Consider the following 14,957-nt stretch of genomic DNA (forward strand, 5'->3'; position numbering starts at 1 on the left):
GAGCGATTGGCTCGGTTTGGGGGCTGCGAATTCCTCTGTAAAGCGGGAGGTGGCCGGCCTTCCTCTTCGCTAAAGCGTGACGGGGGAAAGCTGCTTTTTCGCCCCTCAATCATAGACGAGAAAGGAGGAAGCGCCTATTCCCGCTTGATGGGGATATGGTGCGACCGTGATGAATGCTTCCATCCCACCGATCCGCCGTGAAATGGTGGAACAAGCACGTGATTACATCAATCAGCTGACGAAACCGCCCGGCAGCCTCGGCCGTCTGGAAGAAGTGGCGGCCGCGCTTGCCGGTATGACTGGAGAGCTGCTCCCACGCGTCACTCCGCCCGGAGTGCTCGTGTTTGCGGCCGACCATGGCGTCGCGGAAGAAGGGGTGTCCGCCTATCCAGCCGAAGTGACGGCGCAAATGGTGTACAACTTTGCCAACGGCGGAGCGGCAATCAACGCCTTCAGCCGGCAAATCGGCGCGTTGCTTCAAGTCATTGATGTCGGTGTCGCCGTGCCAATTGCTGATGAGCGTGTCATTCAGAAGAAGGTGCGCCCGGGAACGAACAATTTCGCCAAAACGGAAGCGATGACGCCGTCCGAGGCCGAACAGGCGCTTTATGTCGGTTACGAGCAGGCGGCATCCATCATTGAACAAGGCGCCCGCACGCTTATTGTCGGCGAAATGGGCATCGGCAATACAACCGCTGCGAGCGCTTTATTGGCCACGCTCTCCGAGGAGCCGCTTGAGCGCATCGTTGGCAAAGGAAGCGGCATTCAAGAGGAGATGCTTGCCCATAAACGGGACGTCATCCGCCGGGCGCTCTTGCTTCATCGCCCCAATCCGGCGAAGCCGGTTGAATGGCTTTCGAAAATCGGCGGGTTGGAGATTGCGGCTATGGCCGGGGCGATGTTGGCAGCCGCTGAACGGCGCATTCCGATTTTGCTTGACGGCTTTATTTGCACGGTGGCTGCCCTTGTGGCCCGCCAGTTTGCCGGGAACGTCGCCGACTATATGATTGCCGGCCATCGTTCCGAAGAGCCGGGGCACAGCATAGCCCTTCGTTTGCTTGGGAAAGAGCCGCTTTTGGATCTTGGCCTGCGCCTTGGCGAAGGAAGCGGAGCTGCTGTGGCGTTTCCGCTCTTGGTGTCCGCAACGGCGATGGTGAACGAAATGGCGACATTCGCTTCGGCAGGCGTTTCCACCGCTGATGCGAAAGGGGAGAACGGGAAATGACCATCGGCAAAGTGTATTTAGTCGGCGCCGGGCCGGGCGATGAAAAGCTCATCACGGTTTACGGCCGCGAATGCCTAGAGCGGGCGGATGTCATTATTTACGACCGGCTCATCAACCGGAAGCTGCTGCGCTACGCAAAGCCGGGCGCTGAGGTTCTTTACTGCGGCAAAGAGCCGGGAAAACATGACACCGTTCAAGAACAAATTCACGAGCTGCTCGTTTGGCATGCGCAACAAGGCAAAACGGTCGTCCGCTTAAAAGGCGGCGATCCGTGTGTGTTTGGCCGCGTTGGCGAAGAAGCGGAAGTGTTGGCGAAAGCCGGCATTCCGTTTGAAATCGTTCCCGGGGTGACATCCGGCATCGCTGTTCCGGCGTATGCCGGCATTCCGGTCACCCACCGGGATTACGCTGACTCGGTGGCGATCGTCAGCGGGCATCGGAGCGAGCAAGTCGATTGGGAGGCGCTCTCCCGCGGATGCGATACGATCCTTGTCTACATGGGAGCGGCCAATTTACCGGATATTTGCGGCCGGCTGATGGCGGCGGGCAAGCCGTCGGATGCACCGGCGGCCGTCATTGAATGGGGGACGACTGAGCGGCAGCGCACCGTGGCGGCGCCGCTGGCGACGTTGCCGGTTGAAGCGCGAAAGGCCGGCATTTCCCATCCGGCCATCATCATCATCGGCGATGTCGTTCGCCTGCGTGAGACGATTCAATGGTTTCCAGAGGGGCAAGGAGGCGTGGTCAATGCCGACGCCTCGTCGTAGCGGGCGTGTCATCGTGTATACGGGCGATGGAAAAGGAAAAACGACGGCCGCATTGGGGCTTGCCCTGCGCGCGGTTGGGCGGGGAATGAACGTCGCCATTTTGCAATTTGTCAAGTCTCCAGAGCGCACGTACGGCGAGCAGCTCGCCCTTCGCCGCCTCGGTGTCGAGGTGCGCCAACTCGGCGCTGGCTTCACTTGGACGAAAACGCCGGACATCCACCGGGAAGCATTGAAGCGTGCCTGGGCGGTGGCCAAAGAATATGTGTATTCCGGACGGTATGATATGATTGTGCTCGATGAACTGAACAATGTGTTGGCCATTGACCGCTTTCCCGTTGAAGATATCGTATCAGTCAGCGAGGTGCTCGAGCTGATCCGCACGCGCCCGCCGTCGCTCCATCTTGTCATCACGGGGCGCGCGGCGCGCCCGGAGTTGATGGCGGCTGCCGATATCGTTACGGAAATGAAGTGGGTCAAGCATGACTATGAACAAGGAAGGACCGCGATGAAAGGGATTGAATTTTAGAAGCAAAAAAGCGGCCGTTTTTTAGCCGCTTTTTTGCAGGTTAGGCATTTTCATCGGTTTTGTCATTTTGGATTTTGTTTTGCCGACGTCCTTTACTGTTATCGCCGGAAACCGGGCCGCGAAGCAAGGCCATCGGATCTTGCGTTGGCGCGTTTTGATTGCGGCTGCCGTTGTTTGGGCGTTTCGTCATGAGCTCCACCTCCTTTGGCTGCCGTTGTCATACGTTTAGCATGGACGATGCCTTCATTCCTATGCATGGTTGTCTACAGCCCAGCATAAAAAAAGCGGGAAGCGTTCGTGTTCCCGCTGCAAGCCGGCCGGATGAAGGCAATCAGTGATTTCGGTTAGTAGGCATATCCGCCCAAGCAGGCACATCCAACAATAATCAACAAAATAAACAGAACGACAATCAACGCAAAGCTGTTTCCATGCCAAGCGCCCATCATGTTCACCTCCTGGTGGAATCTATCGTATTGTATGTCAAAAAAAACTAAAAGAACAGGGCGATTGTCGAAACACGAAAACAATCGTCCAAAATGAGAAAAACGCCTTGCATATGTTTCAGCAAGGCGTTTTTTCGGGATGGTTCAAGTGAAATGATTGCATATATTGATTTCATTCCCATTCATAAGGCGTTTCTTGATACACGTAATAGTTCAGCCAGTTGACAAACAGTAAATTGGCATGCGAGCGCCATGTGTTCAGCGGCGGCTGGCTTGGGTCATCGTTCGGAAAGTATGATTCCGGAATGTGAATCGGTAGCCCTTTCGCCAAGTCGCGTTCATATTCTTCTTTGAGCGTTGTCGCATCATATTCTGGATGGCCGGTCAAGAAAATTTGCCGCCCGTCGTTCGAAGCGACGAGAGAAACACCGGCTTTGTCGGCGGTCGACAAAATCGTCAGCTCCGGCACTTTTTCAATGTCCTCGCGTTTGACATCCGTATGGCGGGAGTGCGGCATGCGGAACACATCATCAAACCCGCGCAGCAGTTTGACATTTTTCACTTCGAGCGTATGGTTGAACACGCCAAAGCATTTTTTTGGCAGCGGATGTTTCGGGATGCCGTAATGGTAATACAAGCCGGCCTGTGCTCCCCAGCAAATGTGCAACGTCGAGGTGACGTTCGTTTTCGTCCATTTCATTATTTCCGTCAACTCTCTCCAATAGTTGACCTCTTCAAACGGCATTTGCTCGACCGGCGCTCCGGTGATGATCATCCCGTCGAACTTGCGATGGCGAATATGCGGGAAAATGGTGTAAAATTGTTCTAAATGATGTTTGCTTGTCGTTTTCGGCTCATGGGTTTCTGGGCGCAAAAAGGTGATGTTCACTTGCAGCGGCGAGTTGCCGAGCAGGCGCAATAGCTGCGTTTCCGCTTTTTCTTTTTCCGGCATTAAGTTTAAAATAACGATATTGAGCGGGCGGATATCTTGCGAATACGCCCGTTCTTCGTCCATGACGAAAATGTTTTCTTGTTCGAGGATTTCTTTTGCTGGCAAATCTTTTGGAATGTTGATTGGCAACGATGTCCCCTCCGTTTCGTTCTCGTTTTTTAAATAATTCCATTATAAAAAGTTTATTGACTTTCTTCAATTCATTTTTTCGTTCGTGGACATTCAACAGCGAAAGAAAATAAGGGGGGGAACGAATGGATCCGACGGCGTTTGACAATTTGAAAACGGTGTTGGAAGGAGCCGTCTATGATGCCGACTTGCAAGGGCGCATTGCCGTCACCGACCGCCGCGATCTCGCCGATTTGGCCCGCCTGTCGCGCGAGTACGCCATTTCCTTTCAACAGGCCGGTGCGCCTGAACCGCCGGTCGTCTGCACGGTGCGGCTTGCGATCGATTTTGCCGAACTGGTGAATGAACGGCTCCATCACGGCCAGGCCGGCTGCCGGCTTGCGGTCTCGTTCGCCTTGCCGGTGCGCCGCCTGTCCGTTTGTGCGCTTATCGAAGGAACGCTGCGGACGATTTGGGGCAAGGAGCGAATCATTCGGCAAACGCTCCGCTTTCCGTTTCCGCATGAACGCGGCTCGTATGAAAATGAAGCCGTGGTCGAATTTGCCCGCCTTATTTACGAAGAAAACGCGGCCGATTTACCGGAAATGGTGCCGTATATGATTTCCTCGCTCGAACAGCTGCAGCCATTTGCCGACCAGTAACGGTGCAAAAAGTGGAAACAACCGGAGAAATCGGCTATGATGGGGGTGAGGTGAGAACGATGAGTGTGTATGAATTCAGCGTCAAAACGATTCGCGGAGAAGAACAGCCGTTGTCTGCCTATCGAGGAAAAGTGTTGTTGATCGTCAACACGGCGAGCCGTTGCGGCTTTACCCCGCAGTATAAAGAACTGCAGGAGCTGTATGACGAATATCGTGATCGCGGGTTTGTGGTGCTCGGCTTTCCGTGCAACCAGTTCGGCGGCCAAGAGCCGGGGACGGAAGCGGAGATCGAGCAGTTTTGTCAGTTGAATTATGGCGTGACGTTCCCGCTGTTTGCGAAAGTGGATGTGAATGGCGATAACACCCATCCATTGTTTCAATATTTAAAAGAAGAGGCGCCGGGGGCGTTGGGGACAAAGGCGATCAAATGGAATTTCACAAAGTTTTTGGTTGACCGCCATGGACGCGTCGTCGCCCGCTTCGCTCCGCAAACAAAGCCGAGTGAGCTGAAAGAAGACATCGAAAAACTGCTGTAAGACAGTGGGACAGTCAAAGGAGGGGGTTGCGCTTGCGCATTAAAGCGATTGAACCGACACCAAGCCCGAATACGATGAAAGTGCTGCTTGATGAAGAGCTGCCGTTTGGCACGAGCCATAACTACAAGCCGGACAACGTCGCCGCCGCGCCGCCGATCATCCAGGCGCTCATGCGCATTGAAGGGGTGAAAGGCATTTACCATGTCGCCGATTTTCTGGCCGTCGAGCGTCATCCGAAGTACGATTGGCGCGACATTTTGACGAAAGTGCGCGAAGTGTTCGGCGAAGATGTGGGGGAAGCGGAAGAGGAAAAGCCGACGGTGAACGAACATTTTGGCGAAGTGAAAGTGTTCGTGCAAATGCTGTACGGTCTGCCGATGCAAGTGAAGCTTGTCGATGGGGAGCGCGAACACCGCGTCGGGCTGCCGAAACCGTTTATGGACGCAGTCATTGAGGCGCAAAAATACGCGGGAAATGTTGTGCTTGAGCGCAAATGGGTCGAAAAAGGGGTGCGTTACGGCACATTCGAAGAAATCGGCCGCGAAATCGTCGACGAGCTGTCAGCCGCCTACCCGCCGGAGCGGCTCGAGCGAATCGTCAACATGTTCCACCGCGGCGAGCAGGAAAAAACGGTGCAAAAACGGCCGGGCATCAAAGTGACAAGCGAGATGCTCGATGACCCGGACTGGCGCAAACGGTATGCCGCGCTCGAACAAATGGCTGAGCCGACCGAGGACGATATCCCGGTGTTGGCCAAGGCGCTCAAGGATGAAAAAATGGCGATTCGCCGCCTGGCGACGGCATACCTTGGCATGATCGGCGGGAAAAAGGTGCTTCCGTATTTGTACAAAGCGCTAAAAGATCCGGCTGTCGCTGTCCGCCGCACTGCCGGCGACTGTTTGTCCGACATCGGCGATCCGGAGGCCATTCCGGCCATGATCGAGGCGCTCAAGGACGAAAGCAAGCTCGTTCGTTGGCGCGCGGCTATGTTTTTGTACGAAGTCGGCGATGAATCGGCCTTGCCGGCGTTAAAAGCGGCGGAAAACGATCCGGAATTTGAGGTCAGCTTGCAAGTGAAAATGGCGATCGAACGGATTGAAGGCGGCGAAGAGGCGAAAGGCTCCGTCTGGAAGCAAATGACGGAAAGTCGAAAAAAAGAGAACAAGACGGAGAAATAAAAAAAGGCGCGCCGGCCGGCGCGTCTCTTTCTTTGGCCAAACAAGCGATTCTTGTTAAGTCGTCACGGTTGTGCTCAAGATACGTTCATTCTATTTGAATGTTCCACGCTGCAGTCACTGACGGCAGCCACTTCATTTTCGGGTTTGCGGCTGTTTCCCAGCCGGCGCTGATTTGGAGGGGCGTCTTCCCCCGGCCATCGGCTTTTCACTTGCCGCTGGCAGCCGTCTTCATTGATTTTTTCGTGCGAAGTATAGTATGCTGATAGCACAACGATGATCATATGGAGGGATGATGGCCATGTCGATGGCATATGAAGAATATATGCGTCAGCTCGTGCAGCCGATGCGCGATGAGCTCGTCCGCGCCGGTTTCCGCGAATTGCGCACGAGTGAGGAAGTCGAGCAGTTTATGGAACAAGTGGAAGGAACGACGTTTGTCTTTGTCAACTCAGTGTGCGGCTGCGCCGCCGGACTGGCGCGCCCGGCCGCGACGCAGGCGGTGCTTAGGAGCGAGAAAAAGCCGGATCATCTTGTGACGGTATTCGCCGGCCAAGACAAAGAGGCGACGGCGAAAATGCGCGAGTACTTTGTCGGCTATGCGCCGTCCTCGCCGTCGATGGCGCTCTTAAAAGGAAAGGAAGTTGTTCATTTTATCCCGCGCGAAGACATCGAGTTTCACTCGATGGAGGACGTGATGGAAAACATTTTGGCTGCGTTTGACAAATATTGCAACTGATGCCTTATGCCTTCCCAGGCCTTGCATACCGCTGCCGGCGCCGGGGAACGATAAGGGCGGAGGTGATCGGCGTGCCGAAGCGGAAAAAAGACCGTTCGAAAACGGGCGTCAGCGCCCCGGAGGTGAGGGGACAAGGCACGACGCAAACGGAAACAGGCGCCTACGAGCTTGATTCTGCGCGCAAAAAAACGAAAATCGACTGAAAGAAAACGGAGCTCCTGTGCGGAGCTCCGTTTTCGCTGCCGCCGTCAGGCATTGGCGATGCAGCTGTAAATGAAATACAACAACGTAATGAGGCTGGCCGCAAAAAAGATGGTTGTCATCGCTGTTTTCCCGCCTTTCTGTCTATGTTTTCCCCTTGAACATATGATACACTATTCATGTAATCATAGTATATACCAACAAAAGTGAAAAGGAAAAGCGGTTTTTGTTTTGGCAAGGGAGAGGAAAGACGATGAAAAGGGCGAAACGAATGAACGCATTTTCTGCATCGATTTTTGCCGAATTGGCGGCGTATCGCCAACAGCGGCGCCATCTTCATGACGAGTGGATCGATTTAAGCGTCGGCAGCCCGGATTTGCCCCCGGCGCCGTTTGTGCGTGAGGCGATCGCCCGCTACGCCAACGAGCCGAATGCGTACGGCTACACATTAAGGGGCATTCGCGAGTTTCATGAAGCGGTCGCCGACTATTATCGCACGGCGCATGGCGTCGTGCTCGATCCGGAGACGGAAGTAACGTACGTCATCGGATCACAGGACGGGCTCGTGCATTTGCCGATGGTGTTCGCCGACCCGGGGGATGTCATTTTATTGCCGGATCCCGGGTATCCGGCGTATGCGGCGGGGGTGGCAATGGCGGAAGCGGAGCCGTATTTTCTGCCGCTGAGGGAGGAAAACCGCTTTTTGCCGGATTTGCGTGCGATCCCGGAGGACATTGCCAAACGGGCGACAATCATGTTTATCAACTTCCCTGGAAATCCAGTTCCATCTATAGCGACAGAATCGTTTTATCGCGAAGTGGTCGAGTTTGCGAAGCGGTACGATATTCTCGTTGTGTCCGATTTTGCTTACGGCGAGCTGTATTATGACGGAAACAAACCGGTGAGTTTTCTTTCTGTTCCAGGCGCAAAGGACGTTGGCGTGGAGATCAATTCGTTGTCCAAAAGCTACAACATGGCCGGCTGCCGGGTCGGCTATTTGTGCGGAAATGCCGAGGTGATTCGCACGTTCGCCGAGTTTAAGTCGAATTTGGATTATGGCGTCTTTTGGCCGATTCAAAAAGCGGCGGCCGAAGTGCTGCGTCATGGGGCCGACTTTTGCGCCGAAAGCCGCGCGATATATCAATCGCGCCGCGATGCGCTCGTTGACGGGTTGGCCGACATCGGCTGGGCGGTTGACCGTCCGCAAGCCGGTATGTTCGTGTGGGCGAAAATTCCGGACGGCTTTACATCGCTTTCGTTTGCGAAGGCGCTCATCGACCAAGCGGGCGTCGTCGTCACGCCCGGGCACGCGTTTGGGCCAAGCGGCGAGGGCTATGTGCGCATCGCCCTCGTCCAGCCGGAGGCGGTGTTGCGCCGGGCGGTCGCCAAATTAAAAGCGACCGGCTTGTTTGCGTCTTTAGCCGCTGATCGGCGGTAGTGGGAGGTGAAGGCGATGAAGCTGCCGTCTTGGCTTCGAAAAACGCTTGTTGTCGCCATTACCGTCTGCACGTTTGGACTCGTCACACCGCCCGCTTCGCTGCTCGCGGCCAAAGAGCCGCCGTCAGATGACGCCCCGTCTCCCGATTGGAAGCATTCCCAAGCAGACCATGCGGCGGAAGCTGTTTCTGTTTCGTTAACTCGTGAACAGTTTATCGAAGAGACGATGGAAAAGGCAGTGGCGCAGTCGTACGAAAAGTTCGGCCGCAAAATCGCCCCGGTTATTGAAGATGAATTTCGCACCGTCATCTTGCCGCGCATCGAAGAGGTGATTGCCGGGCTGGCTGAACGCTGTCCGGAAGAAGAGCTCCGTTATTTGGCCGTATCGGAAAATCCGTCCGGCGGGCAAGGAGAACGCATTTTCCATATTTACCGCGCCGATACGGGAGAAGATGTCATTCGCTTCCACGTCCGCCGCGAACATCCGCCGCAGGACGGGTACTGGTTTCAATTTCACTATCATACTTGCGATGATGGCTTTCAAGCTCACTATGAACTCGGGAAAATCTACTGGTCCAAAAATACGCCGCCGAATTGGCGCACATAAACCGCTTGCGGTTCTTTCCTGATTTTGCGCGTTTTTCCCTGCTTCGTTCTATGATATCATTTTCATAGAATAAAAGAAGCGGGGGAACACCATGAAACGATTGTGGACTAGTTTGTTGGCAGCGCTGTTCGCGATTCCGCTTCTATCGCTTTCGCCGTACCCGGCCGCCCACGGCGTGCTGCTTCAAGAAAGCGGCCTTGATCTTCGGGACATTCCGTCCCGTGACGTGCTCGGCCGCATTGTGATCGTGCCCGAGACAGCGTTTCCCGCTGCGGAGGCGAACAAGACCATTCAGACGCTTGCCCGCATGGATCGCAGCATTTTAGAGCAGGCGGCTGCTCATCATATTTACATTCAGCTGTTGACAGGCCCTATTACGAATGAACCGACAGCTCGCCACTTGCGTGGGAAAACCCCGCGCGGCTATGCGCCGGGATCCAAAACATGGGATGACGTGCCGGGCATCGGCGGGTCGCATTTGGTGCTCGTCCGTCTCGGCCATAGCGAAAAAGGGAAAGGACACGGCTCGGTCAATTTGGAGCTGCATGAGTTTGCTCATTCGCTCGATTACATCGTATTTGACCGCATTCATGAAACGGACGAATTTCAAGCGATTTGGCGGGAGGAGGCGCCGCGGCTTTTTCCTGGCGAATCTTATTTTTTGACCTATCCAGAAGAGTATTTTGCCGAGTCGTTTGCCTATTATTACGCAAGTGAAGAGACGCGGCACACGCTGCGGGCGGCAGCGCCGAACACATACGCATTCATCCGTGGATTGGCGGAGCGGGCCTCGTAAAAGGCTCGTTTTTTTATGGACAAATGGTTCACCATGTGTTGCTTTATGGTATGATAGAGCGTGAGGTGAGGACATTGCGGCAATATTTACAGCTTTTGGAGGATATTTTGGAAAACGGCGTCGAAAAAGAAGACCGAACGGGCGTCGGCACGCTGTCGGTGTTCGGCCGCCAGCTCCGCTTCAACTTACAAGATGGATTTCCGCTCGTGACAACGAAAAAATTGCATATCCGCTCCATCATTTATGAACTGCTTTGGTTTTTAAAAGGCGATACGAACGTCCGCTATTTGCAGGAGAATGGCGTGACGATTTGGGACGAGTGGGCGGACGAAAACGGCGATCTCGGCCCGATTTACGGCGCGCAATGGCGCTCGTGGAAGGGAGCAGACGGGAAAACCATCGACCAGATCGCATGGGTTGTCGAAGAGATCAAACGAAATCCGCATTCACGCCGGCTGCTGGTGAGCGCTTGGAATGTAGCGGAATTGGACGAGATGAAGCTGCCGCCGTGCCATTACGCCTTCCAGTTTTACGTCGCCAACGGCCGGTTGTCATGCATGTGGCAGCAGCGCTCCGTTGATACGTTTTTAGGGTTGCCGTTTAACATCGCGAGCTACGCGTTGTTGACGCATATGATCGCCCAGCAGTGCGACCTCGATGTCGGCGAACTCATTTTCACCGGCGGCGACGTCCATTTGTACAAAAATCATCTGGAACAAGCGAAACTGCAGCTGACGCGCGAGCCGCGCCCGCTGCCGAAGCTCGTGATCAAACGGAAGCCGCCGTCTATCTTTGACTATGAATACGACGACTTTGAAATCGTCGGCTACGATCCGCATCCGGCGATTAAAGCGCCGGTGGCGGTGTGAAGGGGAGAGCGCGATGATGTCGCACATTGTGGCGATGGATGAAAACCGGGTGATCGGCAAAGACAACGGTTTGCCTTGGCATTTGCCGGCTGATTTGGCGTATTTCAAACGGGTGACGATGGGGCATGCCATCGTGATGGGGCGAAAAACGTTTGAGGCGATCGGCCGGCCGCTTCCCGGCCGGGAAAACATCGTCGTCACGCGCAACCGTTCGTTTCGCCCGGAAGGCTGCCTTGTGCTTCACTCGCTCGACGAGGTGAAACAGTGGGCCGCCGGCCGCAACGATGAAGAGGTGTTTATCATCGGAGGAGCGGAACTGTTTCAGGCGACGATGCCGCTTGCCGACCGACTGTATGTGACGAAAATTTTCGCCTCGTTCCCTGGCGATACGTTTTATCCGCCGATTTCCGAGCAAGAGTGGGAGATCGTTTCATATACGCAAGGAACGATCGATGAAAAAAACCGATACGATCACGCCTTTCTCATTTATGAGCGAAAAACAGGGCGCGCTTAGCTTTTGGCTGGGCGCGTCTTTTTGCATAGAAGCGGGGCGAACAAGGAACGATAACAAGTAAGACCCAACAATGGAAATGGAGGAAGACAAATGAAGCATATCGTTCCTTTTATCGTCAAGCTCGCCGCTTGGAGCGTCGTCTTATTTTCCATGTTTACGATCTTCAACGCCCCGCTTTCGTTGATTTCGCTCATGACGGTCATCACGGCGCTCGTGTCTTACGTCATCGGCGATGTGTTCATCTTGCCGCGCGTCGGCCATTTTGTTGCTGCCGCACTTGACGTGCCGCTTTCCTTTTTGTTGATTTGGCCGTCCAGCTTTGCCCTCATTGCCCCGTCCGTCAACATGGCATACGGCGCATTTTTCAGCGCCTTGGCGATCGGGGCGGTTGAAGCGTTTTTCCACTTGTATATGGAAAGCCATGTTCTCGAAGAGGCAAGGAGGGAAGAAGAGCACCGCTGGTATGATGAAGGAAGATGGGCAACGGAATTTGCCGAGGAAGAAGAGTTTAAAAAAGAGGACGACCGGACATAGCGCCGGTCGTTTTTTCGGTCCGCTTGCGCATGAACGAGCCGTTCGCTGTGCCTGTATTGGCCGAGTGGAAGAGGTTTCTAGAAGCTCATCCGATGACGTCAAGCTAGGACCGCGGAAGCGTCCGGTAAAGCGGGATTATCGCGATGATCGCGAGCCAGCCCCTCTTCACTCAAAAACTTTTCGAAAATTCCCTTTTCTTTTTACGAATTTGTGATATAATCTACAAATCAAAGACAACTTAGAAAAGAAAGGGAACGAGAACATGGAACAACAGCTGAAACGAAAGCAAGGGGCAGTATACGTCGAGGACATTTTGATCGCGTATCATACGTTGAAGGATGTTGTGTTCCATACGCCGCTGCAAAAAAATCCGCTGTTATCCGAGCGCTACGAATGCAATGTCTACTTAAAGCGCGAGGATTTGCAAGTCGTGCGTTCGTTTAAGCTGCGCGGGGCGTACAACAGGATGAAGCATTTAACGGATGAGGAGCGGAGAAACGGGGTGGTATGCGCCAGCGCCGGCAACCATGCCCAAGGGGTGGCCTATTCATGCCGAGCGCTTGGCGTGCATGGGAAAATTTATATGCCGGCGACGACGCCGCGGCAAAAAGTGTCGCAAGTGCAGCTGTTTGGCAAAGACATGGTTGAGATCGTGCTTGTCGGCGACACGTTTGACGATTCCTACAACGAAGCGGTGAAGTGCGCCGAGGCGGAAGGGCGGACGTTCATCCATCCGTTTGATGACGAATACGTCATCGCCGGACAGGGGACGATTGGCGTCGAGGTGCTCAACGACTGCGATGAGCCGATTGACTTTTTGTTTGCCAGCATCGGGGGCGGTGGATTGATGGCTGGGCTGGGGACGTATGTGAAAAGCATTTCCCCGTCCACTAAAGTGATTGGCGTCGAACCGGCCGGCGCCCCATCGATGAAAACGGCGCTCGAGCATGGACGTGTCGTCACGCTTGAGGAGATTGACAAGTTCGTGGACGGCGCCGCCGTCAAAACGGTCGGGGAAAAAACGTTTGCCTTATGCCGCGGGGTGCTTGATGACATCGTCGTCGTTCCAGAAGGGAAAGTGTGCACGACGATTTTGGAGCTGTACAACGAAAACGCCATCGTCGCCGAGCCGGCTGGGGCGCTGCCGATCGCCGCGCTCGAGTTTTACAAGGAACATATCCGCGGCAAGACGGTCGTTTGCGTGGTGAGCGGCGGCAACAACGACATCGACCGGATGCAGGAAATTAAAGAGCGCTCGATGATTTACGAAGGGCTGCAGCACTATTTCATCGTCAACTTCCCGCAGCGGGCCGGGGCGCTGCGCGAGTTTTTGGATGAAGTGCTTGGGCCGACGGATGACATCACCCGGTTTGAATACACGAAGAAAAACAACAAAGAAAGCGGACCGGCGCTTGTGGGCATCGAGCTGAAACGGCGCGAAGACTACGCACCGCTCATCGAGCGGATGAAGAAAAAAGGTTTCCCGTTCCAAGAGGTCAACAAAGACCCGAACTTGTTCCATCTATTGATTTGACGAAAAAAGTCGGAACAAATTCGCCGCATTCCGACATACTTTTTCACCGGATTGGTGTATAATAAAAGTAAATCGGTGAAAAAGAGGATTGATATTTTGCTATTCAAAAGCCTCGAGTTTCAAAACGCGTATGGGCAGAAGGTCAAGATTATCGAAATCCCAGTATTGGAGGAAGAGAACACATACCGATTCATGATCCAACTGCGCTTGGAGGCGTTTATTGCAAAGGTGTACCGATCGAGAACGAGCCGTTCTGTGTATTCGTTCCGCGAACATTTGAAGAAAGTGCTGAAATGGCCTGTATATGAACAGATCTTTAAAGAAACGGCGTTAAAGCATAATGCATGACTGTTGTTGTTTTGCCCTTGGCGGCAAAACAACTTTTTTTTGGTGGGATTTTCGCCGGTTTCATTATATAATGGAAACGAGATCATCAGTATTAGGAGTGAACGAATGAAATCAATCAAAATTGTAACCGACTCAACGGTCGATGTGCCGGCGGCGGTGCTTGCCGAGCACGGCGTTGAAGTCGTTCCGCTTCATTTGACAGTGGATGGGGAGGCGTTTATCGACCGGGTGACGATCACACCAGGGCAGTTTATGGCGAAGATGAAGGCAGCGCGTGAACTGCCGAAAAGCTCGCAACCGTCGGTCGGTGAGTTTCTAGCTGTCTATGACCGGCTCGGGGCGGACGGAAGCGAGATCATATCGATCCATATGGCCGGCGAGCTGAGCGGCACGGTCCGTTCGGCTGAGCATGCGGCGGCCCTGACCAAAGCGAACGTGACGGTCGTCGATTCCCAATTCATTTCGTATGCGCTTGGATTCCAAGTGCTTGAAGCCGCCCGCTTGGCGAAGGCGGGTCGAAGCGTTGACGAGATCATCCGGCGCTTAGACGACGTGCGCCGTCGTACGCGGCTGTATGTGGTGCTCGATACGCTCGATCATTTAGCGAAAGGCGGCCGCATCGGCCGCGGCAAAGCGCTCGTCGGCTCGTTGCTGCGCATCAAGCCGATCGCTGCGCTTGTTGACGGGCTGTATACACCGGTGTCGAACGTGCGCAGCTTTTCGCAAGCCATCGCCGATTTAGCGGGCCGGTTGGTTGAGGAGAAGGCGGAAGCGCCGGTGCGCGCGGTCGCCATTGCCCATGCCGATGCCGGGCGCTGGGCGGAGCGGCTGAGAGAAGCAGTCGCTGAGGCGATCGGTTCTGTGCCGGTTGACATTGTTGAAACGACGCCGGTTATTTCGATTCATACCGGACCCGGCGCGCTTGCGCTGATGTATTATACGGAAGAAGGGGAGCACAAGGGGTCGGGCGCAGTTTGAAACAAA

Annotated in this window: 20 protein-coding genes; 17 read left to right on the plus strand and 3 right to left on the minus strand. The window is 54.5% G+C overall.

All coding sequences use genetic code 11. The annotated features are described in order from the left end of the window. The first annotated feature begins 169 nt into the window (after nucleotides 1-169). From cobT to cobO, 3 genes are read left to right on the plus strand one after another with little or no spacing between them, the layout of a single operon-like run. Complete coding sequence (cobT, locus tag CV945_RS04430) at nucleotides 170-1,225, plus strand: nicotinate-nucleotide--dimethylbenzimidazole phosphoribosyltransferase (RefSeq protein WP_050367284.1); 1,056 nt, start codon at nucleotides 170-172, stop codon at nucleotides 1,223-1,225. After that, nucleotides 1,222-1,992 (plus strand): uroporphyrinogen-III C-methyltransferase, encoded by a 771-nt coding sequence (gene cobA / locus CV945_RS04435; RefSeq protein WP_100659223.1) that lies wholly within the window; start codon nucleotides 1,222-1,224, stop codon nucleotides 1,990-1,992. The genes cobT and cobA overlap by 4 nt, the downstream gene beginning before the upstream one ends. After that, on the plus strand, nucleotides 1,973-2,518 hold the full coding sequence (gene cobO / locus CV945_RS04440) for a cob(I)yrinic acid a,c-diamide adenosyltransferase (protein WP_100659224.1): 546 nt from the start codon (nucleotides 1,973-1,975) through the stop codon (nucleotides 2,516-2,518). The genes cobA and cobO overlap by 20 nt, the downstream gene beginning before the upstream one ends. 40 nt (nucleotides 2,519-2,558) lie before the next feature. Here cobO and CV945_RS17190 read toward each other — a convergent pair whose 3' ends face one another. The 3 genes from CV945_RS17190 to metA form a co-directional block, all read right to left on the minus strand. Continuing rightward, nucleotides 2,559-2,708, minus strand: a complete 150-nt coding sequence (locus CV945_RS17190; RefSeq protein WP_011231282.1) for a hypothetical protein — start codon at nucleotides 2,706-2,708, stop codon at nucleotides 2,559-2,561. Nucleotides 2,709-2,862: 154 nt separating this feature from the next. Beyond that, nucleotides 2,863-2,961, minus strand: a complete 99-nt coding sequence (locus tag CV945_RS04445) for a YjcZ family sporulation protein (RefSeq protein WP_011231280.1) — start codon at nucleotides 2,959-2,961, stop codon at nucleotides 2,863-2,865. A 172-nt stretch (nucleotides 2,962-3,133) separates the two neighbouring features. Further along, nucleotides 3,134-4,042, minus strand: a complete 909-nt coding sequence (gene metA, locus CV945_RS04450; protein WP_100659225.1) for a homoserine O-acetyltransferase MetA — start codon at nucleotides 4,040-4,042, stop codon at nucleotides 3,134-3,136. Between the two features lie 125 nt (nucleotides 4,043-4,167). On the opposite strand from metA, the gene CV945_RS04455 reads away from it, so the two are divergent. From CV945_RS04455 to CV945_RS04520, 14 genes are all read left to right on the plus strand, one after another. Next, nucleotides 4,168-4,683 (plus strand): hypothetical protein, encoded by a 516-nt coding sequence (locus tag CV945_RS04455; protein WP_100659226.1) that lies wholly within the window; start codon nucleotides 4,168-4,170, stop codon nucleotides 4,681-4,683. 59 nt (nucleotides 4,684-4,742) lie between these two features. Continuing rightward, nucleotides 4,743-5,219: a glutathione peroxidase gene (locus CV945_RS04460; protein WP_100659227.1), complete on the plus strand. Its 477-nt coding sequence runs from the start codon at nucleotides 4,743-4,745 to the stop codon at nucleotides 5,217-5,219. Nucleotides 5,220-5,251: 32 nt separating this feature from the next. Further along, nucleotides 5,252-6,397, plus strand: coding sequence for a conserved virulence factor C family protein (locus tag CV945_RS04465; RefSeq protein WP_100659228.1), 1,146 nt, complete (start codon nucleotides 5,252-5,254; stop codon nucleotides 6,395-6,397). A 298-nt stretch (nucleotides 6,398-6,695) separates the two neighbouring features. Then, nucleotides 6,696-7,133: a BrxA/BrxB family bacilliredoxin gene (locus CV945_RS04470; RefSeq protein ID WP_033010047.1), complete on the plus strand. Its 438-nt coding sequence runs from the start codon at nucleotides 6,696-6,698 to the stop codon at nucleotides 7,131-7,133. Between the two features lie 71 nt (nucleotides 7,134-7,204). Next, nucleotides 7,205-7,336 (plus strand): YuzL family protein, encoded by a 132-nt coding sequence (locus CV945_RS04475; protein ID WP_080729592.1) that lies wholly within the window; start codon nucleotides 7,205-7,207, stop codon nucleotides 7,334-7,336. A gap of 251 nt (nucleotides 7,337-7,587) precedes the next feature. After that, nucleotides 7,588-8,772, plus strand: coding sequence for an LL-diaminopimelate aminotransferase (locus CV945_RS04480; RefSeq protein ID WP_100659229.1), 1,185 nt, complete (start codon nucleotides 7,588-7,590; stop codon nucleotides 8,770-8,772). A gap of 15 nt (nucleotides 8,773-8,787) precedes the next feature. Beyond that, on the plus strand, nucleotides 8,788-9,378 hold the full coding sequence (locus tag CV945_RS04485; protein ID WP_094238714.1) for a YpjP family protein: 591 nt from the start codon (nucleotides 8,788-8,790) through the stop codon (nucleotides 9,376-9,378). Nucleotides 9,379-9,469: 91 nt separating this feature from the next. Continuing rightward, nucleotides 9,470-10,174 carry an anthrax toxin lethal factor-related metalloendopeptidase gene (locus tag CV945_RS04490; protein ID WP_033010009.1) on the plus strand — a complete coding sequence of 235 codons (705 nt, stop codon included), beginning with the start codon at nucleotides 9,470-9,472 and terminating at the stop codon, nucleotides 10,172-10,174. 74 nt (nucleotides 10,175-10,248) lie between these two features. Then, the gene (gene thyA, locus CV945_RS04495) at nucleotides 10,249-11,043 is read left to right on the plus strand and encodes a thymidylate synthase (protein WP_033014075.1); all 795 of its coding nucleotides are present in this window, start codon (nucleotides 10,249-10,251) and stop codon (nucleotides 11,041-11,043) included. Between the two features lie 13 nt (nucleotides 11,044-11,056). Then, nucleotides 11,057-11,557 (plus strand): dihydrofolate reductase, encoded by a 501-nt coding sequence (locus CV945_RS04500; protein ID WP_033010007.1) that lies wholly within the window; start codon nucleotides 11,057-11,059, stop codon nucleotides 11,555-11,557. Nucleotides 11,558-11,647: 90 nt separating this feature from the next. After that, on the plus strand, nucleotides 11,648-12,091 hold the full coding sequence (locus CV945_RS04505; RefSeq protein ID WP_063211610.1) for a YndM family protein: 444 nt from the start codon (nucleotides 11,648-11,650) through the stop codon (nucleotides 12,089-12,091). Nucleotides 12,092-12,353: 262 nt separating this feature from the next. After that, nucleotides 12,354-13,625, plus strand: a complete 1,272-nt coding sequence (gene ilvA / locus CV945_RS04510) for a threonine ammonia-lyase IlvA (protein ID WP_033010004.1) — start codon at nucleotides 12,354-12,356, stop codon at nucleotides 13,623-13,625. A 96-nt stretch (nucleotides 13,626-13,721) separates the two neighbouring features. After that, nucleotides 13,722-13,973 carry a YpmP family protein gene (locus CV945_RS04515; RefSeq protein WP_033010003.1) on the plus strand — a complete coding sequence of 84 codons (252 nt, stop codon included), beginning with the start codon at nucleotides 13,722-13,724 and terminating at the stop codon, nucleotides 13,971-13,973. Between the two features lie 105 nt (nucleotides 13,974-14,078). Continuing rightward, nucleotides 14,079-14,951, plus strand: a complete 873-nt coding sequence (locus CV945_RS04520; protein WP_100659230.1) for a DegV family protein — start codon at nucleotides 14,079-14,081, stop codon at nucleotides 14,949-14,951. The last annotated feature ends 6 nt before the right edge of the window (nucleotides 14,952-14,957 follow it).

This window comes from Geobacillus sp. Manikaran-105, from assembly GCF_002809955.1.
GTDB lineage: Bacteria > Bacillota > Bacilli > Bacillales > Anoxybacillaceae > Geobacillus > Geobacillus thermophilus.

Excerpts from the sequence above, each read along its gene's own strand:
- cobT (WP_050367284.1), top strand. The coding sequence starts at position 170 with ATGAATGCTTCCATCCCACCGATCCGCCGTGAAATGGTGGAACAAGCA.
- cobA (WP_100659223.1), top strand. The coding sequence starts at position 1,222 with ATGACCATCGGCAAAGTGTATTTAGTCGGCGCCGGGCCGGGCGATGAA.
- cobO (WP_100659224.1), top strand. The coding sequence starts at position 1,973 with ATGCCGACGCCTCGTCGTAGCGGGCGTGTCATCGTGTATACGGGCGAT.
- CV945_RS17190 (WP_011231282.1), bottom strand. The coding sequence starts at position 2,708 with ATGACGAAACGCCCAAACAACGGCAGCCGCAATCAAAACGCGCCAACG.
- CV945_RS04445 (WP_011231280.1), bottom strand. The coding sequence starts at position 2,961 with ATGGGCGCTTGGCATGGAAACAGCTTTGCGTTGATTGTCGTTCTGTTT.
- CV945_RS04455 (WP_100659226.1), top strand. The coding sequence starts at position 4,168 with ATGGATCCGACGGCGTTTGACAATTTGAAAACGGTGTTGGAAGGAGCC.
- CV945_RS04460 (WP_100659227.1), top strand. The coding sequence starts at position 4,743 with ATGAGTGTGTATGAATTCAGCGTCAAAACGATTCGCGGAGAAGAACAG.
- CV945_RS04470 (WP_033010047.1), top strand. The coding sequence starts at position 6,696 with ATGTCGATGGCATATGAAGAATATATGCGTCAGCTCGTGCAGCCGATG.
- CV945_RS04480 (WP_100659229.1), top strand. The coding sequence starts at position 7,588 with ATGAAAAGGGCGAAACGAATGAACGCATTTTCTGCATCGATTTTTGCC.
- CV945_RS04485 (WP_094238714.1), top strand. The coding sequence starts at position 8,788 with ATGAAGCTGCCGTCTTGGCTTCGAAAAACGCTTGTTGTCGCCATTACC.
- CV945_RS04490 (WP_033010009.1), top strand. The coding sequence starts at position 9,470 with ATGAAACGATTGTGGACTAGTTTGTTGGCAGCGCTGTTCGCGATTCCG.
- CV945_RS04500 (WP_033010007.1), top strand. The coding sequence starts at position 11,057 with ATGATGTCGCACATTGTGGCGATGGATGAAAACCGGGTGATCGGCAAA.
- CV945_RS04505 (WP_063211610.1), top strand. The coding sequence starts at position 11,648 with ATGAAGCATATCGTTCCTTTTATCGTCAAGCTCGCCGCTTGGAGCGTC.
- ilvA (WP_033010004.1), top strand. The coding sequence starts at position 12,354 with ATGGAACAACAGCTGAAACGAAAGCAAGGGGCAGTATACGTCGAGGAC.
- CV945_RS04520 (WP_100659230.1), top strand. The coding sequence starts at position 14,079 with ATGAAATCAATCAAAATTGTAACCGACTCAACGGTCGATGTGCCGGCG.